Below are 21,095 nucleotides of genomic sequence, written 5' to 3' on the forward strand. Positions count from 1 at the left end.
CCGAATGGAGTGGTCAAGGTGAAATCGACACAGCTGAAACTGGGGGCGGCAACGCTGGGAACGAGTGCGTTGTTGGCCATGGGGGCCCTGGGCGTGGCGGCCGGTGTGAGCTCAGCCCAGGACGAAACCGAGGTTCCTAGTCCGGAGATCACGCTCGGTGAGACGACGACGTCCACGACGGCGCCGCCCGAACCCGAGACATCGGTGGCGGTCCCCGAAGTCACGGCAGAACCGGCGCCGACGGGGTAGGCAGCTAATTGTGCGGAGCAGGTCCCGGTGGTCCGACAGGACCGCCGGGATCTTTCTGTACGTCGACCGACGTGGCGGTCGTCCTGCCCCCGTCGCGTCTGCCCTGGATCGACACCTGGTCGGAAACGTCGATCGTTCGATCGGTATGCGCCGCGGCGTTCAGCTCGTAGGTCTGGAGGAAGCCGTCGGCGCTGGCGACCGTGATGACGGTGGGCGAGATCGCAGTGACCGTTCCGGTCTGCGTGAGCTTGGTGGCGAAGCCGCTGCCGGCTGCCACGACGTACTCGCCGTGCAGCGTCGTCGGCGAACCGGCCAGATGCTGCGCTGCAGTAATACCGCCTGGTGGGCCGGCGGGCATGCCGTGTCCGAAGGCCTGCTGAGTGGGCGATCCGGTGGCGGCGTATATGGCGGCACCGCCGAGACCGGCGATGACGGCGGCGACGCCCATAGCGACGAGTGTCTCTTGCAGGCCCCAGCGTTGCTGAGTCGGCGGTGACGCACCCCAGACGGGCTCGATGGGTTGGTCGATCGTCATACGTACACGTTGCATGACCCACATGTGTGCCGGCTGTGCACCCGATCAGTGGTCGGTGTGCACCACGAACATTCACAGCGGGCGCATAGACAATGCACAGGGACAGCCCACGACCCCCGCCGATAATGGGTGCGTGGCGAGTTCCAGCGGTTCGGCGGTCAACGACCAGGAGTCCGCGCGCGTCGTCATGCGCCGGGCCGACGGTAGGCCCATCCATGTCCTGGTCGTCGACGACGAACCGGTTCTCGCCGAGTTGGTGTCGATGGCCCTGAGGTATGAGGGCTGGGAGATCGCGACGGCGGGCGACGGTGCAACGGCCATCGCGCTGGCCCGACAGACCCCGCCCGATGTGGTTGTGCTCGACGTCATGCTGCCCGACATGAGCGGGCTGGATGTCCTGCACCAGCTGCGAGAGCAGATTCCGGGGCTGCCGTTGCTGCTGCTGACAGCGAAGGATTCGGTCGAGGATCGCATCGCCGGGCTGACCGCGGGCGGCGATGACTACGTGACGAAGCCGTTCAGTCTCGAAGAGGTGGTGTTGCGACTGCGCGCGCTGCTGCGGCGCACGGGGGTCACGAACGAGGGGGGCGGTGCGAAGGTCGTCGTCGGTGATCTGGTGCTGGATGAGGACAGTCACGAGGTTACCCGCGCGGGTGAACTGATCACGTTGACCGCCACCGAGTTCGAGCTGCTGCGGTTCATGATGCGCAATTCCAAACGGGTACTGAGCAAGGCGCAGATCCTGGACCGTGTCTGGAGCTACGACTTCGGCGGAAGGTCGAACATCGTCGAGCTGTATGTCTCGTATCTGCGCAAGAAAATCGACAGCGGGCGCGAACCGATGATCCATACGCTGCGCGGTGCCGGTTATGTCCTCAAGCCCGCACGCTGAGCCACCGAGCAGAAGCCGGCTGCTTTCTCCGCGCACCTGGTCGCTTCGCGCGCGGCTGCTCGTGTCTCAGATCCTGTTGTTGGCGTTGGTGTGCGCCGGGATCGGTGTCGGCACAATGATTGCGCTGCAACACTTTCTGACCAACCAGCTCGACGATCGGCTGGCTGAGACCGCCAGGCGCTCCGCGGGGCTGTTCGAGTTCGGTCCGCCCCCGCCGCCGCCCGGGTTTCCGTTGCCTCCCGGCTTTCCGCGGCGGATGGTGATGCGTGACGACATGGGACCGGGGCCGTCCTTCCTCAACGCACCGGGGCAGGCCGCGCGCACGGTCGGCGCGGTGATCTCGCGCGGCACTCCGTTGGACGCCGGCGTCATCACCGCCGACGGCACCCGCGACCGGATCACCCCCGCCGCGGCAGAACAACTGGCGCACATCGAACCTCACGAGGCGCCGCATACCGTCGAACTGGACGGCCTCGGCCGTTACCGCGTGATCGCGATGCGCGCGCACCGGCCCGGCCAGACGATCGTCACCGGCCTGCCGACGTCGGAAGTGGATGACACCCTGCTCACCGTGGGGATCATCTTCAGTGTGGTGGGCATCGTCGCGCTCTTCGGCGGGACGACGGCGGGATTTCTCATCATTCGCCGCCAACTCGCCCCACTGTCAACGGTTTCCGCCGCCGCCCGCCAGGTCGCCGACCTGGAACTCGACCGCGGCGAGGTCCGCCTGCCGACCCCGATCGTCAAGGTCGACCCGGCGGCGGCGCACACCGAGATCGGGCAGCTCGGCTCGTCGCTGAACCGGATGCTCGACCGCATCGCGGGCGCGTTGTCCGCCCGGCATGCCAGCGAGACCCGGGTGCGTCAGTTCGTCGCCGACGCGAGTCACGAACTGCGCACGCCGCTCGCGGCGATCCGCGGGTATACCGAACTGGCGCAACGCAAGCGCGGTGACGTACCCGACGACGTCGCGCACGCGATGAGCCGGGTCGAGTCCGAAACCGAGCGCATGACGCGGCTCGTCGAGGACATGCTCTTGCTCGCCCGCCTGGACACCGGGCGACCACTTCAGCAGGAGTCGGTGGATCTTTCACGGTTGATCGTCGATACCGTCAGCGATGCCCACATCGCCGGTCCCGACCACGAATGGTCGCTGGACCTGCCCGACGAACCGGTCGTCGTCACCGGTGACGAAGCGCGGTTGCACCAGGTCCTGGCCAATCTGCTCGCCAACGCGCGCACCCACACCCCGCCGGGCACGTCGGTCACGACATCGCTGAACCGATCCGAGGCCGGCGAGGTCGTCCTGACCGTGGCCGACGACGGACCGGGCATACCCGAGTGGCTGCAGCCCGAGATCTTCGAGCGATTCGCCCGCGGCGACACCTCGCGGTCGAGGCGCGGCGGAAGCACCGGCCTGGGGCTGGCCATCGTCGCGGCGGTGGTCAAGGCGCATCGCGGCACCATCGAGGTGCGCAGCGGGCCCGGCGCGACGGTATTCACCGTGACCTTGCCCGGCAATTCACAGTCAAGCCACAGCGGGAGCCAATCCGGGGCCTAGCCGGGCCGGACAGGATCGTCTCAGTGACGACGACCCTGGTTCTTGCGTGCGAGAGTGCGCAGGAAGCCCCGAATCGCCCCGGCAACAGGCTCTCTGGCCTGGGCTCGAGGCTGGGACTCCCTTTTCTGCTGGCGTCGACGGCGCTGCTCTACCTGTGGAGACTTGGCGACAGCGGGTGGGCGAACGCCTTCTACGCCGCGGCGGTGCAGTCCGGCGCGGACAACTGGACGGCGATGCTGTTCGGGTCGAGCGATCCCGCCAATGCGATCACCGTCGACAAGACTCCCGCGGCGTTGTGGGTCATGGACGTCTCGGTTCGCCTTTTCGGACTGAACTCGTGGAGTGTGCTCGTACCGCAGGCACTGCAAGGGGTCGCGGCCGTCTGGTTGCTCCACGCGACCGTTCGTCGCGTCGCGGGCCCGGGCGCAGGACTGTTGGCGGGCGCGGTGTTGGCGGCAACGCCTGCTGCGGCCTTGATATTTCGGTTCAACAACCCGGATGCGTTGCTGGTGCTCCTGTTGGTCGTAGCTGCCTACTGCGTGCAGCGCGCATGTGAGAAGGATTCCAGCCGTTGGTGGTTGGTGGCCGCGGGCGTCGCGGTGGGATTCGGCTTCCTGGCCAAAATGCTGCAGGCGTTCCTGGTATTACCCGCGTTCGTGGCCGCGTACGCAACCACCGGGCACCGCACGCCCTCGCGCCGCATCGTCGACCTGCTCATCGCGGGCTCGGCCGTGGTGGTGTCGGCAGGGTGGTACCTCGCGCTCGTCGAACTCTGGCCAGAGTCGTCGCGCCCTTACATCGGCGGTTCACAGCACAACAGCATTATCGAATTAACATTGGGCTACAACGGTTTCGGCCGCTTGACCGGCAAGGAGACCGGCGGCCTCGGCAACCTCAACCACGACGTCGGGTGGGGCCGTCTGTTTGGCACCGGAATGGGCCTGGACATTGCGTGGTTGCTGCCGGCCGCGGTGGTCTGCCTGGTGGCCGGCCTGATTCTCACTCGGCGCGCGTCGCGCACCGACTCCGCACGGGCCGCGCTCATCCTGTGGGGCGGCTGGCTGGTCGTATCCGCACTGGTTTTCAGCTTCTCCGACGGCATCATCCACGCCTACTACACGGTCGCGCTCGCGCCCGCGGTCGCAGCCTGCATCGGAATCGGCGCAACACTGCTGTGGCAGAACAAATTCGACATTCGAGCTGCGACTGCCTTGTCCGGGACGGTGCTTGTCACCATCATCCTCGCGGCGGTGTTGCTTACCCGCCATTCGGAGTGGATGCCGTGGCTGCGGGCGGCCGTTGCGGTCGGGGGAGTGGGTGCCGGCGCGCTGCTGCTCGTATCCGGCAAATTGGCACCGGTGGTGGCGCGATCGGTGGCGGCGTTGGCGGTCGTGTCGTGTCTCGCCGCGCCTGCGGGTTTCGCGATCGCGACGGCCGCAACGGCGCACAGCGGTGCGATACCGAGTGTGGGGCCGTCCCACCACGTATCCGGCCGCGGCTTTGGTGGGGCGGGCGGCCTGCTGGATTCGCCGAAGCCGGCGACCGGGCTCGTGGCCACCCTGGCTCGCGGCGCGGACGACTACACCTGGGCCGCGGCGATCGTCGGATCCAACAACGCCGCGGGCTATCAACTGGCCACCGGTGCGCCGGTGATGGCGATCGGAGGTTTCAACGGCACCGACCCCGCACCGACTCTCGAGAAGTTCCAGCAGCTCGTCGCCACCGGTCAGATCCACTACTTCATCGGCGATCGCATGATGATGCTGACCGGCAGGTGGGGATCGTTGGGCGGCGGCAGCCGCGCGGCCGCCGACATCGCTCAGTGGGTGGAGACGCACTACACGCCGCTCGTCGTCGACCGTGTGGTCATCTACGACCTCAGCGCGCCTCCGCCGAATACATAGCCGGCATACAGCTTGGCCCAACGGCCAGCACAATCTGCACCTCGACGATGGGTTCCATGACCGATACCGCCCTTGAACGTGGCACCTCTGCTCGGACCCGATTCGAATCCCGGCAGAACGCCACCGAGATCGCGCGCGAGGCGGGTGTGCCCGTGCTCGACGTGGTGGTGCCGGTGTACAACGAGCAGGTCGCTCTGGCCGACTCGGTGCGCCGTCTGCACCGTCACCTCCGGGAGCACTTTCCGTTTTCGGCGCGCATCACCATCGCCGACAACGCGAGCACCGACGACACCGCACGGATCGCCACACAACTGGCCGCCGAACTGAGCGACGTCCGGGTGGTGCGGCTGCCGGAGAAGGGTCGGGGCCGTGCCCTGCACGCTGCGTGGTCGACGTCGGACGCGCCGGTGCTCGTCTACATGGACGTGGATCTGTCCACCGACCTCGCCGCACTCGCACCGCTGGTGGCGCCACTGGTCTCGGGACATTCCGATCTCGCGATCGGCACCCGACTGGGCCGCGGCTCACGGGTGGTGCGAGGCGCCAAGCGCGAGGTCATCTCCCGCTGCTACAACCTGATCCTGAAATCGGCGCTCGCGGCGCGCTTTTCCGACGCGCAGTGCGGGTTCAAGGCGATTCGAGCCGACGTTGCACAACGCTTGTTGCCGCACGTGGCCGACACCGGATGGTTCTTCGACACCGAACTGCTGGTGCTGGCCGAACGCAGTGGTCTGCGAATCCACGAGGTCCCGGTGGACTGGGTCGACGATCCCGACAGTCGGGTGGACATCGTCGCGACCGCGGCGGCCGATCTCAAGGGCATCGGCCGTCTGCTGCGCAACTTCGCCAACGGTTCCATACCGGTGAATGCGATTGCAGCACAAATGGGTTCGTCACAACGCTCGGGCGCCCCAGGCTCGCTGTTCCGGCAGGTCGTGCGATTCGGCACGATCGGGGTGGTGTCGTCCGCGGCGTACGCAGTGCTTTTCATGCTGATGCAGGGGTCGCTCGGCGCGCAGACAGCCAACCTGATCGCATTGCTGCTGACCGCCATCGGAAACACCGCGGCGAACCGTCGCTTCACATTCGGGATCGGCGGCCGGACGAACGTGGCCCGTCAGCACGTCGAAGGTCTCATCGTGTTCGCGATCGCGCTGGCGATCACCAGCGGGTCGCTTGCCGTACTGCACACGTTCGTCACCGACCCGCATCATCTGGTCGAACTCGTCGTGCTGGTGATAGCCAACCTCGTAGCCACCGCGGCGCGCTTCGTCCTGCTGCGCGGCTGGGTGTTTCACCCCCGCCGTTCCAACTGAATATTCACCAGGACTTCTCAATGACGAAGGAACCCATCGAATGACCATCGCCGCTGACGTGCAGCCGCACACCACGCCGTCCGACAACGACCCTCGGGATGTCACGCAACCGCGCTGGGTGCGTCCCGCGTTGTTCAGTCTTCTAGTGGCGACCGCTGTGCTCTACCTGTGGGGCCTGGGGTCCTCGGGCTGGGCCAACGATTACTACGCCGCCGCCGCGCAGGCGGGAACCCAGGATTGGAAGGCCTGGCTGTTCGGCTCGCTGGACGCGGGCAATGCGATCACCGTCGACAAGCCGCCCGCGTCACTGTGGCTGATGGCATTGTCCGGCAGGATCTTCGGGTTCAGCGCCTTCTCCATGCTGCTACCGCAGGCGTTGATGGGTGTCGGAGCCGTCGCCATGCTCTATGCGGCTGTTCGACGCTGCAGCGGACCGGCGGCGGGGCTGATCGCGGGTACGGTGCTTGCGCTGACGCCAGTCGCGGCCCTGATGTTCCGATTCAACAATCCCGATGCGCTGCTGGTGCTGCTGTTGGTGGTTGCCGGCTACTGCATGGTGCGGGCCATCGAGTCAGCGAGTAATCGCTGGATGGTGTTGACCGGCTGCGTCATCGGCTTTGCGTTCCTGACCAAGTTGCTGCAGGCGTTCCTGGTGGTGCCGGGCCTGGCGCTGGTGTTTCTCGTCGCGGCCCCCGTCGGCATGTGGAAACGCATCGGAAAGCTGCTCATCGCCGGCATCGCGGTGGTGGTCTCGGCCGGCTGGTACCTCGTGCTCGTCGAGCTGTGGCCGGCCGACTCACGGCCGTACATCGGCGGCTCGTCAGACAACAGCCTGCTGCAGTTGACGTTGGGCTACAACGGAATCGACCGTGTGCTGGGCGGTGGTGCAGACGGGCCGCCCGGTGGAGCGCCCAATGGACCGCCCGGAGGGGCACCCGGCGGTATGCACCACCTGTTCTTCGGCGGAGAACCCGGCATCGGCCGACTCTTCGGTCATTCGATGGGCACTCAGGCGTCGTGGCTGCTGCCAGCGGCACTGGTCGGCCTGATCGCCGGGCTCTGGTTCAGCCGCGGCACCGCTCGCACCGCGGGTGTGCGCGCCTCGCTGCTGCTGTGGGGCGGATGGCTGATCGTCACCGCCGCGGTGTTCAGCTTCATGGACGGCATCATTCACCCCTACTACACCGTCGCGCTGGCGCCGGCGATCGCGGCGCTCGTCGGCATCGCAGTACGAGAACTGTGGCGAGGCAAGGAGCTTCTCATCCCGCGCCTCGTGCTGGCAATCATGTTGGCGGGTACCGGCGTGTGGGCCTTCATTCTGTTGAACCGGACGCCGGAATGGTTGCCGGCAATGCGCTGGATCGTGTTGGTCGGCTCGATCATCACCGCCTCGATCCTGCTGGTCCGGGCACACCGACTCGGCCGGATGACGGCTGTATTGATCGCCGGTGCCATGCTTTTCGGTCTGCTCGGACCTGCCGCGTTCTCCATTCAGACGGTGGCGAACGCACACAGCAGTGGTCCGATGGCCATGGCGGGTCCCAGCCAGTTCACACAGCTGGGGCCGCCGGGAGATGACGGGCCTGGCGGTCCGGGCCCTGGTGGCGTTGACAACCCCGTGCTCGAGAACCTGGTCAAGGGTGCGGGCAATCGTTGGGCAGCAGCGACCATCGGCTCGATGACGGCCAGCAGCCTCGAATTGAAGACCGGCGCCTCAGTCATGGCGATCGGTGGATTCACCGGCTCGGACAACTCGCCGACGCTCGAACAGTTTCAGGGCTACGTCGCCAACCACGAAGTTCGGTACTTCATCTCTGGCGGCCACGAGGGCCCAGCCCGACGGGAATCGAGCACTGCGAACGACATTGCGACATGGGTGAAGCAGAACTTCACGCCGATCGATATCGCGGGTACGGCCGCGTACGACCTCGACGCACACGTCAGCAAATAATGCATCGCCAGACGGCCGCCCTGCACCCCGGCAGGGCGGCCGTCGTCGATTCGATCGGGTTGATTCTGTTCGTACACGTCAACACCCAGCGGGGATACAGTGCAACGATGTCCGTGACCGACGAGTACCTGAAGAACAACGAGGCATACGCGAGTTCCTTCACGGGCCCGCTGCCGCTGCCGCCGAGCAAGCACGTCGCCGTGGTGGCGTGCATGGACGCTCGGCTCGACGTCTACCGGATCCTCGGCCTCGGCGACGGCGAGGCGCATGTCATCCGCAACGCCGGCGGCGTGATCACCGACGACGAGATCCGATCGCTGGCCATCAGCCAACGCCTGCTCGGCACCAGAGAGATCATCCTGATCCACCACACCGACTGCGGCATGCTGACTTTCACCGACGACGGCTTCAAGCAGCAGATCCAGGACGAAACCGGCATAAAGCCGGAGTGGGCGGCGGAGGCGTTCGTCGATCTCGACGAGGACGTGCGGCAGTCGCTGCGCCGCATCGAGGCCAGTCCGTTCGTCACCAAACACGAGTCCCTGCGCGGCTTCGTCTTCGATGTGGCTACGGGCCGCCTGAACGAGGTGACGTTGTAGTACCTCAACCGACCTTGTAGGTCGCGATCGCCTTCGCGACCGCTTCACCGTCGGGCGTGACGACGTCGACGTCGCAATTGACCAACGTCTTGCCACGCCGCAGCACCCGGCCGATCGCGATCAGGTCGGTCGCCCGGGCCGGCGCGAGGAACTGTACCGACATCGACGTGGTCACGCCCCGCAGCGACTCGGGTACCTCCGCACCCGCCCACGCGGCAGCCATCACCGCGACATCGGCCAGGGCGGCGACGGCGCCGCCGTGGACCATGTCCCCGAGCGTGACGTTGGATTCGTCCCACGGAAGTCGTAACCGCACCTCGTCGCCATCGAGGACCTCGGCGACGATGCCGAGTTTGGCGACGAACGGGGACGCGGGGATGAACTGGGCCATGACGTCGGCGCCGGTCTGGGGTCTAGCTGTGAGTGACATGCATCCAGTATCTGCACGGGATCAATTACCTCGCGGGTAGTCGGCCGAGTCGCGCCATCATGGGCCGATTCGCCAACACCGATCGTTGACATGGCAGGCCAACCCTGGTTTCATATCGGGTTATGCAGATAAAGCTGGTCATTTCTACCAACTTTACGAGGAAATCATGACCGAGACCGCCGAGCAACTCAATGCGGGCCGATACGAGCTGAGCCACCTGCGCTCGCTCGAGGCCGAAGCCATCCACATCATCCGGGAGGTCGCCGCGGAATTCGAGAAGCCGGTGTTGCTGTTCTCCGGCGGCAAGGACTCCATCGTCATGCTGCATCTGGCGCTGAAGGCATTCCGGCCCGGCCGGCTGCCGTTCCCCGTGATGCACGTCGACACCGGGCACAACTTCGATGAGGTGTTGCAGGCCCGCGACGAACTCGTCGCCGAATCAGGTGTGCGCCTGGTAGTGGCCAAGGTGCAGGACGACATCGACGCGGGCCGCGTCGTCGAGACCATCCCGTCGCGCAACCCGATGCAGACCTTCACGCTGCTGCGCGCCATCCGCGAGAACAAGTTCGACGCCGCGTTCGGCGGTGCGCGCCGTGATGAAGAGAAGGCCCGCGCCAAGGAGCGGGTGTTCTCCTTCCGTGACGAGTTCGGCCAGTGGGACCCCAAGGCGCAGCGGCCCGAGCTGTGGAACCTGTACAACGGTCGCCATCACAAGGGTGAGCACATCCGAGTGTTCCCGCTGTCCAACTGGACCGAGTTCGACATCTGGTCCTACATCGGCGCCGAGAAGATCAAGCTGCCGTCCATCTATTACGCGCACAAGCGGCAGGTCTTCGAACGGGACGGCATGCTGCTGGCCGTCCACAAGTACCTGCAGCCGCGCAAGGATGAGGAGATCGTCGAGAAAACCGTGCGCTTCCGCACGGTCGGCGACGTCACCTGCACCGGCTGCGTGGAATCCCTTGCGGGAACGGTGTCCGAGGTGATCGCCGAAACCGCTGTCTCACGATTGACCGAACGCGGCGCCACCCGCGCCGACGATCGCATCTCCGAAGCAGGCATGGAAGACCGTAAACGAGAGGGCTACTTCTGATGGCGACGTTACTGCGCATCGCGACCGCCGGTTCCGTCGACGACGGGAAGTCGACCCTCATCGGCCGGTTGCTCTACGACTCCAAGGCCGTCATGGAGGATCAGCTCGCCGCCGTCGAGCGCACCTCCAAAGAACGCGGACATGACTACACCGACCTGGCTTTGGTGACCGACGGCCTGCGCGCCGAGCGCGAGCAAGGCATCACGATCGACGTTGCGTACCGCTACTTCGCCACGTCCAAACGCAAGTTCATCATCGCCGACACGCCGGGCCACATCCAGTACACCCGGAACATGGTGACCGGAACCTCGACGGCCCAGCTGGCGATCGTGCTCGTCGACGCCCGGCACGGCCTGCTCGAGCAGTCGCGTCGGCACGCCTTCCTGGCCTCACTGCTCGGCATCCGGCACATCGTGCTGGCGGTCAACAAGATGGACCTTGTCGACTGGGATGAAGAGCGTTTCAACAAGATTCGCGACGACTTCCACGAGTTCGCGGCGCGCCTCGACATCCACGATGTGACGACCATTCCGTTGTCGGCGCTCAACGGCGACAATGTCGTCACCAAGTCCGATGTCACGCCGTGGTACGACGGGCCCGCGCTGCTGTCGCACCTCGAAGAGGTGTACATCGCCGGTGATCGCAACCTGGTCGATGTGCGCTTTCCGGTGCAGTATGTGATTCGGCCGCAGACCCATGAGCACGCCGACCACCGCAGCTATGCGGGCACGGTGGCCAGTGGCGTCATGCGTCCGGGCGACGAGGTCGTCGTGCTGCCCACCGGTAAGACGAGCCGTATCACCGAGATCGAAGGGCCAGGGGGACCGGTCCAGGAGGCGTTCCCCCCGATGGCCGTTTCGATCAGCCTGGCCGACGACATCGACATCTCGCGCGGCGACCTGATCGCCCGGCCGAACAACCAGCCGAGAGTGGCTAATGAATTCGACGCCACGGTGTGTTGGATGGCCGACGAGGCTTCGCTGGAACCCGGCCGCGACTACATCGTGAAGCACACGACGCGCACCACGCGGGCCAAGGTAACGGCCCTGGACTACCGCCTCGACGTGAACACACTGCATCGGGACAAGTCGGCCACGGCGCTCAAACTCAATGAGCTCGGCCGTATTTCGCTGCGTACCCAGGTGCCGCTGCTGCTCGATGAGTACAGCCGCAATGCTGCCACCGGTTCGTTCATCCTGATCGACCCGAACACCAACGGCACCGTCGCGGCCGGCATGATCCTGCCGCAGGTCACGGCCCGCGCGTCGAGCCCGAACACCGTGCGCCACGAATCGCTGTGCAAGGCAGAAGACCGCCTGTCCAAGGGCAGGACCGTGTGGTTCACCGGGCTGTCCGGCAGCGGAAAGTCCTCGGTCGCGATGCTTGTCGAGCAGAAGTTGCTCGAAAAAGGCTGCCCGGCTTATGTTCTCGACGGTGACAATCTGCGCCACGGGCTCAACGCCGACCTCGGGTTCTCGATGGCGGACCGTGCCGAGAATCAGCGTCGGCTGGCCCATATCGCGGCCATCCTCGCCGACTCCGGGCAGGTCGTGCTCGTGCCCGCCATCAGCCCGCTGGAGGAACACCGTGCGCTGGCCCGCAAAGTGACCACCGAGGCCGGTCTCGACTTCTTCGAGGTCTTCTGCGACACCCCGCTGGAAGACTGCGAGCGCCGTGATCCAAAGGGGCTGTACGCCAAGGCGCGCGCAGGTGAGATCACCCACTTCACCGGGATCGACAGCCCGTATCAACGGCCCAAGAATCCCGACCTGCGGCTGACCCCAGAACTCACGCCGGACGAGCTGGCCGACAGGGTGGTCGAACTGCTGGAGAGCAAGCAGTGAGTGATCACGAGCTCGCCGCGCGACTGGCGACCGAGGCGGGCAACCTGCTGCTCGAGATTCGCAGCGAGCTGGCCGACGCCAATCAGGACGAGCGAAAGGCAGCGGGGGACAAGCGGTCCCACGACTTCCTGATGGCAGCGCTGGCCGCCGAGCGGCCGGACGACGCGGTGTTGTCGGAAGAGGGTGCCGACGACCCGGTGCGCCTGTCCGCCGACCGGGTGTGGATTGTCGATCCGCTCGACGGCACCCGCGAGTTCTCGGAGTCGGGGCGCGACGACTGGGCGGTGCACGTCGCTCTGTGGCAGGCGGGTGAACTGGTCGCGGGTGCGGTTGCCCTTCCGGCCCAGGGCATCACGCTCGCCACCCCGGATGTCAGCGCGCCACCGGCTGCGCCAGGGCAACCACGAGTGGTGGTCTCGCGCACCCGGCCGCCCGCGGTGGCGCTCGCCGTCCGTGACGCGCTGGGCGGCGTCCTGGTCGAAATGGGCTCGGCGGGCGCCAAGGTGGCCTCGGTGGTGCAGGGTCTGTCCGACGTGTACGTCCATGCTGGCGGACAGTATGAATGGGATTCGGCGGCCCCGGTCGCGGTGGCCCGCGCAGCGGGCCTGCACACCTCACGCATCGACGGCTCACCCCTCACCTACAACAGGCGCGACCCACGATTACCCGACGTGGTGGTGTGCCGACCGGAGCTCGCAGCGGCGGTGCTCGCGGTCACACGTGATTGACTGGGCTCATGCGGATGTCGGCCAAAGCTGAATACGCCGTCCGCGCGATGATTCAGCTCGCCACGGCCGACGACGGTGAGGTCGTCAAGACCGACGACCTGGCCAAGGCGCAAGGCATCCCGGCCCAATTCCTCGTCGACATCCTTTCCGACCTGCGTACCGATCGCCTCGTGCGCAGCCATCGCGGCCGCGACGGCGGGTACACGCTGGCTCGTCGTGCCGCCGACATCAGCATCGCCGACGTGCTGAGGTGCATCGACGGTCCACTGGCCAGCGTGCGCGACATCGGGCTCGGTGACCTCCCGTACTCCGGACCGACAGCAGCGCTGACCGACGTCTGGCGGGCGCTGCGGGCCAGCATGCGTTCGGTGCTCGAACAGACCAGTCTCGCCGAGGTCGCAGCGGGCACCCTGCCCAAACACGTCGGCAGGCTGGCCGACGACTACCGCGCGCAGGAAGAAAGCCGCGGCCACTCACTGGGCTAACCCCGACGTCGCTTCCTGCCCCGTGCGGCGATCCCGTCGAGCAGCATGCGCAGACCCTGTGCGAAGTCCGCCTCCACCGACACCTCGCGGGCGACGTGGGAGAGCGCTTCCACGTGCTGATGATCCGCACCCGCCGTCGATCCGATCCGTGCCGCGGCGTCGCCCGCATCGCGTCCACGGGTGAACGGCCCGGCGAGTTCGGCCTGGGCCGCGCCGACCACCAGCGCGAGGACGGCGTGGAAAGCCGCGAGGCGATCGGCATCGGACAGGCCCCCGCGACCGAGGGCGGCGATGAGCGCATCGACCACGGCGAACCCGGTCGCCGAAGACGTGCGCCGGGTCAGCACCAACGGAATGGCGGCCGGATGCGCACGGATACCCAGCCACATGGCCTCGGCCACGGCGTAGACGTCGTCGATCCAGTTCGCGGTCGGCTCCGGTATCCGCACCTTGGCCACGACCGCCGCGACGACGAGTTCCTCGAGGCCCTCCTTGTCTGGTACGTAGTTGTAGACCGTCATCGGACCGGTGCCCAGCGCGGCGGCAAGTGCACGCATGCTCAACGCGCCGACCCCGGCATCGTCGACGATGCCGAGTGCCGCGGCGGCGATCTCGTCGGTGGTGAACCGTGCACGCAATTTCCGACTCCCTACGCGCTCTTCGCGCGAGCGCTCATCGGCCTTGACAAGTACGTCGTACGTGAAGCAGCCTAACCATACGTACAACGTACTTATGAGGAGATGGTGATGACCGTGACGATCCCGACCGAACGCGTGGACTTCGAGTCGCGCGGCACACGCTGCGCGGCCTGGTTGACGGTGCCCGAAGCGGCGGGACCGCACCCGGCCGTCGTGTTGGTCCACGGCCTGGGCGCGACCCACGACATGATGCTGGCTCAGTACGAACAGCACTTCGCCGCGGCGGGTATCGCCACGCTGGCGTTCGACTATCGGAATATCGGTGCATCCGACGGTCAACCGCGCCAACATATCTCGACGCGAAACCAATGCCAGGACGTCGTCGCGGCCATCGGTCATCTTGTCCGTCGATCCGACATCGACGCCGCCCGCGTCGGGCTGTGGGGCACCAGCCTCGGCGGTATGAACGTGATCAGGGTCGCCGCTGCCCGCGACGACGTCGCCGTCGCGGTGGTGCAATGCCCGATCGTGCACGGGCCGGGTGCCGCCCGCCGACTCGGACTGCTCGCGGCGTTGCGCCTCGCACCGGCGATCACCGAAGACCTGGTGCGTCTCGCCACGGCGCGCGGTCGCCGCTACGTGCCGATCGTGGGACCGCCGGGAGGATTCGCGATGGTCACCGTCGCCGGTGCCGAGACCGGCTGGAACTCCACCGTGTCGCCCGGCGGGCAATTCGACAACCGGATCGCCGCCGCCGGTGCGCTGGCCATGGTGACGACGTCGGCGCTGCGCCACGCACGCGAAATCGAGGCGCCGTTGCTGGTGTGCGTGTGCGACCGCGAGAACCTCATGGACCCCCGCTACGCCGAACTCGTCGCGCACCGGGCTCCTCGCGGCGTCGCCCGCCACTACGACTCCGACCACTTCGCCATCTACCATCCGCCGCTCGTCAGCCAGGTTCTCGCCGACCAGACGGCCTTCCTGCAGGAGCATCTCGATGTCGGTGCGTGACATGTTGCGCAGCAACGACGAACGATTTCGTACGCTGGCGGCCGGTCTCGGATCCGACGAGTGGGCGCGGCCCAGCCTGTGCGATGAATGGACGAACCACGAGGTGCTGGCGCATCTCGTCATCGGCTACCGGTTGCGCGTCGCCGGCATGATGCGCGAGATACTCAGCCGCGGCCGCTCATTCGACCGTGCGAACACCGCGATGGCGAGCGTGCTCGCCGCGGCTCGGGGTCCCGCAGAACTGCTCGACGAATTCGGAGAGCTGGTGGGTCGGCCTCGTGGCCTCGGCCGTGTCTTTCCGCCTCGACTGCTACTGGGCGACCACATCACCCACGAACTCGACATCCTGTTCGCGCTCGGTCGAGAACCGCAGATTTCGGGCGATGCCGTGGTGGCGGTGCTCAATACGCAAGTAGCGCTTCCCAATCCGTTTGTCCCCGCGTTTCGCAACAGCAGGGGACTGCGGCTGCGTGCCACCGATGTCGACTGGAGTCACGGTGACAACGGCCCGCTCGTCGAGGGGCGCGGCATCGAGCTGGTGTCCGTTCTGGGGAGTCGGCCGCGCATGTTGTCGGCACTGCGAGGTGACGGTGTAGAGCTGCTCTCCTCGCGAATCAGCCCGTCCCGGATCCGTAGGGGCGGGTGATGATCTCGAGGTAGTGCCCGGCGGGATCCTGAAAGTACACGCCGCGACCGCCGTCGTTGTGATTGATCTCGCCGGGCCGGCTGCCCCTGGGGTCCGCCCAGTGCTGCAGATTTCGTTCGCGGATGCGTCCGTAGATGGCGTCGAACTCGTCCTCGGACACCAGGAACGCGTAGTGCTGCGGGCGGATCTCCTCGTCACCTCCAACCTGCGCGTAGTCGAGGCTGGCGCCGTGGTTGAGCTCGACGACCAGAAACGGGCCGAATTCCTTGGCGGCCGGTAGACCGAAGAGGTCGGTGAAAAACCGGGCCGATTCTTGGCGGTCCTTCGCAGCGACGATGGTGTGGTTGAACGTGATTGCCATGTCGATCCAGTCAACCACCGTTCACGCGGGGGCGGCAACAATGCACGATGGAGCAATGTCGCACGCCCACTTCCCAGGTCCACGGGTGACGCTGCGAGCACCCACCCTCGATGACGCAGAACCGTTGTTCGAGATCGCGTCGGACCCCGAGGTGTCGCGGCATATGTCGTGGCGACCGCACCGGAATGTCGAGGAGACCAGGCGCGTCATCACTGAGGTGCTCAACGTCGGCGGGGAGACCACACGGCTGATCACCCTGAATCAAGATGAGACCGTGATAGGTGCCATCGGGTGGCGGCGCCCGCAACCACACATCGTCGACTTCGGTTACTACCTTGGTCGGAAGTGGTGGGGGCGGGGGCTCATGTCGGAAGCGGCGCAGCTCGTGCTCGACAGCGCCGAGCGCGATCCAGCCGTTTACCGAGTGTCGGCGTATTGCCACGTCGACAACACCGCATCGGCGAGGGTGTTGGAACGTAACGGGCTCACCCTGGAAGGCCGGCTACGGCGTTACACCGCACTACCCAATATCAGCGAGGAACCGCAGGACTGCCTGCTGTTCGCCAAGGCGGTGAAGTAGATGAGTGCATTCGATCTCCGCGACCTCACGGTCCCGATCATCGTCGCGCCGATGGCCGGTGGGCCGTCGACGCCCGACCTCGCCGCTGCGGGATCCGAGGCCGGCGGCCTCGGGTTCGTTCCCGCGGGGTACCTGACGGCCGAAGCATTCGCCGAACGCATCAGCAAGGCGCGTCAGCTGACGACCGGGCCCGTCGGCGCCAATCTGTTTGCGCCACAGCCAAGTGCAGGCACGCCCGCCGCCATCGAGGCTTACGCCAAGGCGCTGGCGACCGAGGAGCTGCGCTACGGCGCGACCCTCGGCTCGCCGCGATTCGACGACGACGCGTGGGCCGCGAAAATCGAGGTGTTGCTGGACCTGCGCCCCGACGTGGCGTCCTTCACGTTCGGGGTGCCGAGCGCGGACGAATGCAGACGGCTACGCGACGCCGGTATCGCGACCGTCGGCACCGTGACAACGGTGTCGGAGGCGCAGATGGCCATGGCGGCGGGCGTCGATGTGTTGGCGGCGCAGGGCCCGTCGGCGGGCGGACATCGCGGGACGTTCGACCCGTCGGCGCAGCCGGCATCCGAACCGCTGGACCAACTTCTGGCGGCGCTCAAGCATGGCGCCGACATTCCGGTGATCGCGGCGGGCGGGCTGTCCACCGCTGACGACATCCGGCAGGTCGTGGAGGCCGGCGCGGTTGCGGCACAACTGGGCACGGCGTTCCTGCTGGCCGACGAGGCCGGTAGCAGTCCCGTGCACCGCGCCGCGCTGAAGGACCCGCAGTTCACCGAAACCGTTGTCACCCGGTCGTTTTCCGGACGCTACGCGCGTGGGCTGCGGAACCGGTTCATCGACGAGCACGAAGCCGAGGCGCCGTTCGGCTACCCGGAGGTGCACTATCTGACCAGTCCCGTCCGGGCGGCGGCGGTGCGCGCAGGTGATCCGCACGGTGTGAACGTCTGGGCCGGGACCGGATTTCGCGAGCTGAAGGCGGGTTCGGTGGCCGAGATCTTCGCCGTTCTGACGTAGACGTCAATATAGCCGTGATGTTCTCGGCGGCAGGCTACTCTCTCGAATCATGCAGCTTTCCCGGCGTGCGTTCACGCTGGGTTGCGGCGCGCTTGCGGCCTCGCAACTGCTTCCAGGGTGTAGCAGCAGTGGCGACGCGCCGAAAGCGCCGGAAGCGTCGAAAGAGCGCATCGTGGTGATCGGTGCAGGCATGGCCGGCCTGGCCGCCGCACGGCGTCTTACCGACGCGGGCATGGACGTCACTGTGGTGGAAGCGCGTGACCGCCTCGGCGGCCGCACGTGGACTGATACGACGCTCGGTGTGCCGGTCGATCTCGGTGCGGCATGGATCCACGGTCCCGAGGGAAACCCGATCACCGAACTCGCCGACGAGGTCAATGCGCGGCGCGTCGAGACCGACTTCGACAACCCCGTGATCTTCCAGGACGGCCGCGAACTCGCCGCGGAGGTCGTGCAAGCCACCCTGCAACGCTGGCAGGAGATCACCAAAGAGCTTGGGATGCTGAGCGAAGACGCGGGGGAGGACGAGTCGGTCGCCACCGGACTCTCGGAGGTCGCCGATGTCAACGATCCGCTCGTCCAGTGGAGTGTGGCCAGTGAGATCGTCGGCGAGTATGCGGCCGATCCAGAAGAACTGTCGCTCAAGTGGTTGGGCAACGAAGGCGAGTTCGGCGGACCTGATCTGATCTTGCCCGGCGGATACACCCAACTGGTGCAGCATCTTGCGCGCGGGCTGACCATCCGACTGAGCACTGAGGTCAAGCGTGTCAGCTACGGCGGCTCAGGCGTGCGGATCGAGACGTCTCGGGGCGCTGTCGAGGCGGACCGCGCGATCGTCACCATTCCGCTCGGTGTGCTGAAGGCGGACACGATCGCATTCGACCCGCCGCTGCCCGACGAGAAGCGGGCGGCGATCGAACGTTTGGGGTTCGGCCTGCTCGACAAAGTGGTGCTCAAGTTCGACGAGCCGTTCTGGCCGGACGCCGACGTGATCGGGCTCGTCGGCGGCGAGCAGTCGGTGCCGTTCCTGATCAACGGTGAGACATTCGCCGCTGCGCCGTTGTTGATCGGCCTGCGTGGCGGTTCGGATGCGCGTGAGCGAGAAGTCCTATCCGATCGGGATGCGGTGGCCCAGTTGGTCACGGCGCTGAATGCACCGGCCCCGACCGGATCGCTTGTCACCCGTTGGGCCGCCGACCCGTACGCGCGCGGTTCGTACAGCTTCGTCGCCGTCGGCTCGACTCCCGACGATATGGATGCTCTCGCCGAACCGGCGAACGACCGACTCGCATTCGCCGGAGAGGCCACCAACGCGGAGTTCTTCGGCACCGTCCACGGCGCGTACCTGAGCGGTGTGCGCGAAGCCGAGCGGATTCTCGGTTAGCAGCACCCGAGGCACGCTCTCAGCCCGACCCGCGTCACCCCGGCCGTCGCAACCCCTACAGCGGCATCGTCCGGCTCACGCCTTGAGCGACGCTACTTCGGGGCACTGAGCTCGAGCGCGATGTTGTCGGGGTCACGGAACTCGAGGATGTAAGCCGGGCCGATGTCCTTTATCGGCTCATGTGCGATGCCGAGAAAATCGAGATGATCCACCGCGGAATCCAATTCGTCCTTGCTGCCGATCCGGAACGCGAGATGGTCCAGACCGACGCGGTCCTCGTCGAAGCGGTCCGCGGCAACCGGGCGCAGCCCGATCAGTGCGCCGCCCAGGTCGTAGATCACGCCGCCGTACAGAAAACTCAGCATCTCGCGCGTCGCGGCGTCGGCCTGTTCAGGCACCTCGACCAGGATCGGCCAGCCGAACACGCTGTCGTAGAACTGCCGGGACTGATCGATGTCGGTCACGGTGAGCCGGACGTGGGCAATAGACGTGGTGTTGATCGCCATGAAAGCCCATCGTGCCAGAATCGCGATCGTGCACATTGGGATGACGATGCCGGTGATGGAGCCGGACCTGGACGCCCCGACGCTCCGAGAATGGGCGCAGGTGATCGACGCGGGGCCGTTCTCGTCGCTGTGCTGGGGCGAGCGCATCGCGTTCAGCAACCCCGACTCACCGACCCTGCTTGGTGCGTTGTCGGCCTGGACCGATCGGGTGCGGTTGGTGACCACCGTCATCGTTCCCCAGCTGCATGATCCGGTCATGCTTGCCAAGGCGCTGGCCACCGGCGACATGCTCAGCGGCGGTCGGCTGACGGTCGGGCTCGGTGTGGGCGGCAGGAACGAGGACTACAACGCCGTCGGCGCGGATCTCGCGAACCAGACGATGCGCGGAATGGCCGACAGCGTCGCGGTGATGCGACGCGTGTGGTCCGGGGAGAAGGTCACCGAGTCCGTCGAACCGGTCGGGCCGCCGCCGCTGCAGGCCGGTGGGCCGCAACTGCTGGTCGGCACCATGGGTCCCAAGACCGTCCGCAGTGCCGCCGCCTGGGCTGACGGGCTCGCGGGTACGACATTGGATTTGGACGTCGGTAAGGAGAACGAACTGTTCGACGTCGCGCGCGAGGCGTGGGCGCAGGCGGGCAAGGCGCCTCCGCACCTGGCCACGTCGTTCTGGTTCGCGATCGGCGATGGCGATGGCCCCCGGGCACAGGTCCACGAGCATCTGCGCCGCTACATGAACTGGATTCCGGTCGAGTACGTCGACGCGATGGCGCCCACCACAGGTTGGGCGGGTACCGGAAGCGAGTTGCTGGAGGTGCTGCGCGGATTCGCCGCGATCGGGGCTGACGAGATCCATTTGATCCCGACGAGTTCGGACATCGACCAGGTTCGGCAGGTCGCAGAGGTGGTCGAGGAGCTTCAGAGGTCGTCGTAGACCTTCTTGTAGTAGGCCGACAGCGAACGCCGTCCGACTATCCGCATCAGGGTCACCGCCGCCAGACCCCTGGCGCTTTTCGACGTCTGCTGCCACACGCCGTGGACGGCACTGCCGCCCTCGTGGTGCGCCGCCGTGAGCGACATGAATCCGCCCGTCTCGAGGTCGTCGCTTTCGGCGACCGTCAGAACCACCGAGTTCGGTTCCGACCAGTCGTAGTGCCATTTCGCCCAGAGTTTCGGGAAGTTCTGGCCCTCGCGAATGTCGGCATCGGTGTCTCCGATTCGATACACCTCGAACGCGCGGACCGACGAGGCCGGCCATCGGTGGGGGCGGTTCGGGGAGAAGTCGATCATCAGCTCGACGACCTGTGCCGGCGTCGCCGTGGTCCAGAAATCGAATTCGAACCTTGTGCGCACGTGCCGAACGTATCA

22 protein-coding genes and 1 pseudogene are annotated in these 21,095 nt (G+C 66.5%); 17 read left to right on the forward strand and 6 right to left on the reverse strand.

Annotated elements, in window-relative coordinates:
* Positions 1 to 18 precede the first annotated feature (18 nt).
* Positions 19 to 249 carry a hypothetical protein gene (locus G6N36_RS27255; RefSeq protein WP_163689841.1) on the forward strand — a complete coding sequence of 77 codons (231 nt, stop codon included), beginning with the start codon at positions 19 to 21 and terminating at the stop codon, positions 247 to 249.
* Positions 250 to 253: 4 nt separating this feature from the next.
* On the opposite strand, the gene G6N36_RS27260 is transcribed toward G6N36_RS27255, so the two are convergent.
* Positions 254 to 784 (reverse strand): hypothetical protein, encoded by a 531-nt coding sequence (locus G6N36_RS27260; protein WP_163689843.1) that lies wholly within the window; start codon positions 782 to 784, stop codon positions 254 to 256.
* Between the two features lie 187 nt (positions 785 to 971).
* Here G6N36_RS27260 and G6N36_RS27265 point away from each other — a divergent pair, with 187 nt between their 5' ends.
* The 6 genes from G6N36_RS27265 to G6N36_RS27290 all read left to right on the forward strand — a co-directional run bounded on the left by G6N36_RS27265 (position 972) and on the right by G6N36_RS27290 (position 9,007).
* Positions 972 to 1,676 carry a response regulator transcription factor gene (locus G6N36_RS27265; protein WP_163690946.1) on the forward strand — a complete coding sequence of 235 codons (705 nt, stop codon included), beginning with the start codon at positions 972 to 974 and terminating at the stop codon, positions 1,674 to 1,676.
* Positions 1,654 to 3,237 (forward strand): sensor histidine kinase, encoded by a 1,584-nt coding sequence (locus G6N36_RS27270; protein ID WP_163689845.1) that lies wholly within the window; start codon positions 1,654 to 1,656, stop codon positions 3,235 to 3,237. Before G6N36_RS27265 ends, G6N36_RS27270 begins: the two co-directional genes overlap by 23 nt.
* Before the next feature lie 23 nt (positions 3,238 to 3,260).
* Complete coding sequence (locus G6N36_RS27275; RefSeq protein WP_163689848.1) at positions 3,261 to 5,141, forward strand: glycosyltransferase family 39 protein; 1,881 nt, start codon at positions 3,261 to 3,263, stop codon at positions 5,139 to 5,141.
* Between the two features lie 56 nt (positions 5,142 to 5,197).
* On the forward strand, positions 5,198 to 6,457 hold the full coding sequence (locus tag G6N36_RS27280) for a bifunctional glycosyltransferase family 2/GtrA family protein (protein ID WP_163689850.1): 1,260 nt from the start codon (positions 5,198 to 5,200) through the stop codon (positions 6,455 to 6,457).
* Positions 6,458 to 6,497: 40 nt separating this feature from the next.
* The gene (locus G6N36_RS27285) at positions 6,498 to 8,408 is read left to right on the forward strand and encodes an ArnT family glycosyltransferase (protein ID WP_163689852.1); all 1,911 of its coding nucleotides are present in this window, start codon (positions 6,498 to 6,500) and stop codon (positions 8,406 to 8,408) included.
* 107 nt (positions 8,409 to 8,515) lie between these two features.
* Positions 8,516 to 9,007: a beta-class carbonic anhydrase gene (locus G6N36_RS27290; RefSeq protein ID WP_163689853.1), complete on the forward strand. Its 492-nt coding sequence runs from the start codon at positions 8,516 to 8,518 to the stop codon at positions 9,005 to 9,007.
* A 4-nt stretch (positions 9,008 to 9,011) separates the two neighbouring features.
* On the opposite strand, the gene G6N36_RS27295 is transcribed toward G6N36_RS27290, so the two are convergent.
* Positions 9,012 to 9,437 (reverse strand): PaaI family thioesterase, encoded by a 426-nt coding sequence (locus G6N36_RS27295; RefSeq protein ID WP_163689855.1) that lies wholly within the window; start codon positions 9,435 to 9,437, stop codon positions 9,012 to 9,014.
* A gap of 166 nt (positions 9,438 to 9,603) precedes the next feature.
* On the opposite strand from G6N36_RS27295, the gene cysD reads away from it, so the two are divergent.
* The 4 genes from cysD to G6N36_RS27315 are packed head-to-tail and all read left to right on the forward strand — an operon-like array spanning position 9,604 to position 13,587.
* Positions 9,604 to 10,530 carry a sulfate adenylyltransferase subunit CysD gene (cysD, locus tag G6N36_RS27300; RefSeq protein WP_163689857.1) on the forward strand — a complete coding sequence of 309 codons (927 nt, stop codon included), beginning with the start codon at positions 9,604 to 9,606 and terminating at the stop codon, positions 10,528 to 10,530.
* Positions 10,530 to 12,374 (forward strand): sulfate adenylyltransferase subunit CysN, encoded by a 1,845-nt coding sequence (cysN, locus tag G6N36_RS27305; RefSeq protein WP_163689858.1) that lies wholly within the window; start codon positions 10,530 to 10,532, stop codon positions 12,372 to 12,374. Before cysD ends, cysN begins: the two co-directional genes overlap by 1 nt.
* A complete protein-coding gene (locus G6N36_RS27310) occupies positions 12,371 to 13,102 on the forward strand; it encodes a 3'(2'),5'-bisphosphate nucleotidase CysQ (protein ID WP_163689860.1) in 732 nt (243 codons plus the stop codon). The genes cysN and G6N36_RS27310 overlap by 4 nt, the downstream gene beginning before the upstream one ends.
* 8 nt (positions 13,103 to 13,110) lie before the next feature.
* Entirely contained in the window at positions 13,111 to 13,587 is a 477-nt protein-coding gene (locus tag G6N36_RS27315; RefSeq protein WP_083123809.1) for an Rrf2 family transcriptional regulator, read from the forward strand.
* Here the strand turns inward: G6N36_RS27315 and G6N36_RS27320 are convergent.
* The gene (locus tag G6N36_RS27320) at positions 13,584 to 14,225 is read right to left on the reverse strand and encodes a TetR/AcrR family transcriptional regulator (RefSeq protein ID WP_163689861.1); all 642 of its coding nucleotides are present in this window, start codon (positions 14,223 to 14,225) and stop codon (positions 13,584 to 13,586) included. The two genes, G6N36_RS27315 and G6N36_RS27320, sit on opposite strands and share 4 nt — an antisense overlap.
* A gap of 96 nt (positions 14,226 to 14,321) precedes the next feature.
* Between G6N36_RS27320 and G6N36_RS27325 the strand changes: the two are divergent.
* A pseudogene (locus G6N36_RS27325) lies at positions 14,322 to 15,236 on the forward strand (alpha/beta hydrolase); the annotation flags it as partial.
* Positions 15,223 to 15,882 (forward strand): maleylpyruvate isomerase family mycothiol-dependent enzyme, encoded by a 660-nt coding sequence (locus G6N36_RS27330; RefSeq protein WP_163689864.1) that lies wholly within the window; start codon positions 15,223 to 15,225, stop codon positions 15,880 to 15,882. The pseudogene G6N36_RS27325 and the gene G6N36_RS27330, both read left to right, overlap by 14 nt.
* Here the strand turns inward: G6N36_RS27330 and G6N36_RS27335 are convergent.
* The gene (locus tag G6N36_RS27335; protein WP_163689866.1) at positions 15,851 to 16,243 is read right to left on the reverse strand and encodes a VOC family protein; all 393 of its coding nucleotides are present in this window, start codon (positions 16,241 to 16,243) and stop codon (positions 15,851 to 15,853) included. The two genes, G6N36_RS27330 and G6N36_RS27335, sit on opposite strands and share 32 nt — an antisense overlap.
* A 55-nt stretch (positions 16,244 to 16,298) precedes the next feature.
* Here G6N36_RS27335 and G6N36_RS27340 point away from each other — a divergent pair, with 55 nt between their 5' ends.
* From G6N36_RS27340 to G6N36_RS27350, 3 genes are read left to right on the forward strand one after another with little or no spacing between them, the layout of a single operon-like run.
* A complete protein-coding gene (locus G6N36_RS27340; protein WP_163689867.1) occupies positions 16,299 to 16,823 on the forward strand; it encodes a GNAT family N-acetyltransferase in 525 nt (174 codons plus the stop codon).
* Positions 16,824 to 17,840, forward strand: a complete 1,017-nt coding sequence (locus tag G6N36_RS27345) for a nitronate monooxygenase (RefSeq protein ID WP_163689870.1) — start codon at positions 16,824 to 16,826, stop codon at positions 17,838 to 17,840.
* 46 nt (positions 17,841 to 17,886) lie between these two features.
* The gene (locus G6N36_RS27350) at positions 17,887 to 19,224 is read left to right on the forward strand and encodes a flavin monoamine oxidase family protein (protein ID WP_163690947.1); all 1,338 of its coding nucleotides are present in this window, start codon (positions 17,887 to 17,889) and stop codon (positions 19,222 to 19,224) included.
* A 92-nt stretch (positions 19,225 to 19,316) separates the two neighbouring features.
* On the opposite strand, the gene G6N36_RS27355 is transcribed toward G6N36_RS27350, so the two are convergent.
* Positions 19,317 to 19,730, reverse strand: a complete 414-nt coding sequence (locus G6N36_RS27355; protein ID WP_163689872.1) for a VOC family protein — start codon at positions 19,728 to 19,730, stop codon at positions 19,317 to 19,319.
* A 46-nt stretch (positions 19,731 to 19,776) separates the two neighbouring features.
* Between G6N36_RS27355 and G6N36_RS27360 the strand changes: the two genes are divergently transcribed.
* Positions 19,777 to 20,661 carry an LLM class flavin-dependent oxidoreductase gene (locus G6N36_RS27360; RefSeq protein WP_163690948.1) on the forward strand — a complete coding sequence of 295 codons (885 nt, stop codon included), beginning with the start codon at positions 19,777 to 19,779 and terminating at the stop codon, positions 20,659 to 20,661.
* Here the strand turns inward: G6N36_RS27360 and G6N36_RS27365 are convergent.
* Positions 20,646 to 21,080, reverse strand: coding sequence for a hypothetical protein (locus G6N36_RS27365; RefSeq protein WP_197746619.1), 435 nt, complete (start codon positions 21,078 to 21,080; stop codon positions 20,646 to 20,648). The two genes, G6N36_RS27360 and G6N36_RS27365, sit on opposite strands and share 16 nt — an antisense overlap.
* Positions 21,081 to 21,095: the final 15 nt, after the last annotated feature.

This window comes from Mycolicibacterium gadium (genome assembly GCF_010728925.1).
Lineage (GTDB): Bacteria > Actinomycetota > Actinomycetes > Mycobacteriales > Mycobacteriaceae > Mycobacterium > Mycobacterium gadium.

Excerpts from the sequence above, each read along its gene's own strand:
- G6N36_RS27290 (WP_163689853.1), top strand. The coding sequence starts at position 8,516 with ATGTCCGTGACCGACGAGTACCTGAAGAACAACGAGGCATACGCGAGT.
- cysD (WP_163689857.1), top strand. The coding sequence starts at position 9,604 with ATGACCGAGACCGCCGAGCAACTCAATGCGGGCCGATACGAGCTGAGC.
- G6N36_RS27280 (WP_163689850.1), top strand. The coding sequence starts at position 5,198 with ATGACCGATACCGCCCTTGAACGTGGCACCTCTGCTCGGACCCGATTC.
- G6N36_RS27315 (WP_083123809.1), top strand. The coding sequence starts at position 13,111 with ATGCGGATGTCGGCCAAAGCTGAATACGCCGTCCGCGCGATGATTCAG.
- G6N36_RS27270 (WP_163689845.1), top strand. The coding sequence starts at position 1,654 with ATGTCCTCAAGCCCGCACGCTGAGCCACCGAGCAGAAGCCGGCTGCTT.
- G6N36_RS27260 (WP_163689843.1), bottom strand. The coding sequence starts at position 784 with ATGACGATCGACCAACCCATCGAGCCCGTCTGGGGTGCGTCACCGCCG.
- G6N36_RS27285 (WP_163689852.1), top strand. The coding sequence starts at position 6,498 with ATGACCATCGCCGCTGACGTGCAGCCGCACACCACGCCGTCCGACAAC.
- cysN (WP_163689858.1), top strand. The coding sequence starts at position 10,530 with ATGGCGACGTTACTGCGCATCGCGACCGCCGGTTCCGTCGACGACGGG.
- G6N36_RS27330 (WP_163689864.1), top strand. The coding sequence starts at position 15,223 with ATGTCGGTGCGTGACATGTTGCGCAGCAACGACGAACGATTTCGTACG.
- G6N36_RS27360 (WP_163690948.1), top strand. The coding sequence starts at position 19,777 with ATGCCGGTGATGGAGCCGGACCTGGACGCCCCGACGCTCCGAGAATGG.
- G6N36_RS27265 (WP_163690946.1), top strand. The coding sequence starts at position 972 with ATGCGCCGGGCCGACGGTAGGCCCATCCATGTCCTGGTCGTCGACGAC.
- G6N36_RS27345 (WP_163689870.1), top strand. The coding sequence starts at position 16,824 with ATGAGTGCATTCGATCTCCGCGACCTCACGGTCCCGATCATCGTCGCG.
- G6N36_RS27335 (WP_163689866.1), bottom strand. The coding sequence starts at position 16,243 with ATGGCAATCACGTTCAACCACACCATCGTCGCTGCGAAGGACCGCCAA.
- G6N36_RS27355 (WP_163689872.1), bottom strand. The coding sequence starts at position 19,730 with ATGGCGATCAACACCACGTCTATTGCCCACGTCCGGCTCACCGTGACC.
- G6N36_RS27295 (WP_163689855.1), bottom strand. The coding sequence starts at position 9,437 with ATGTCACTCACAGCTAGACCCCAGACCGGCGCCGACGTCATGGCCCAG.
- G6N36_RS27340 (WP_163689867.1), top strand. The coding sequence starts at position 16,299 with ATGTCGCACGCCCACTTCCCAGGTCCACGGGTGACGCTGCGAGCACCC.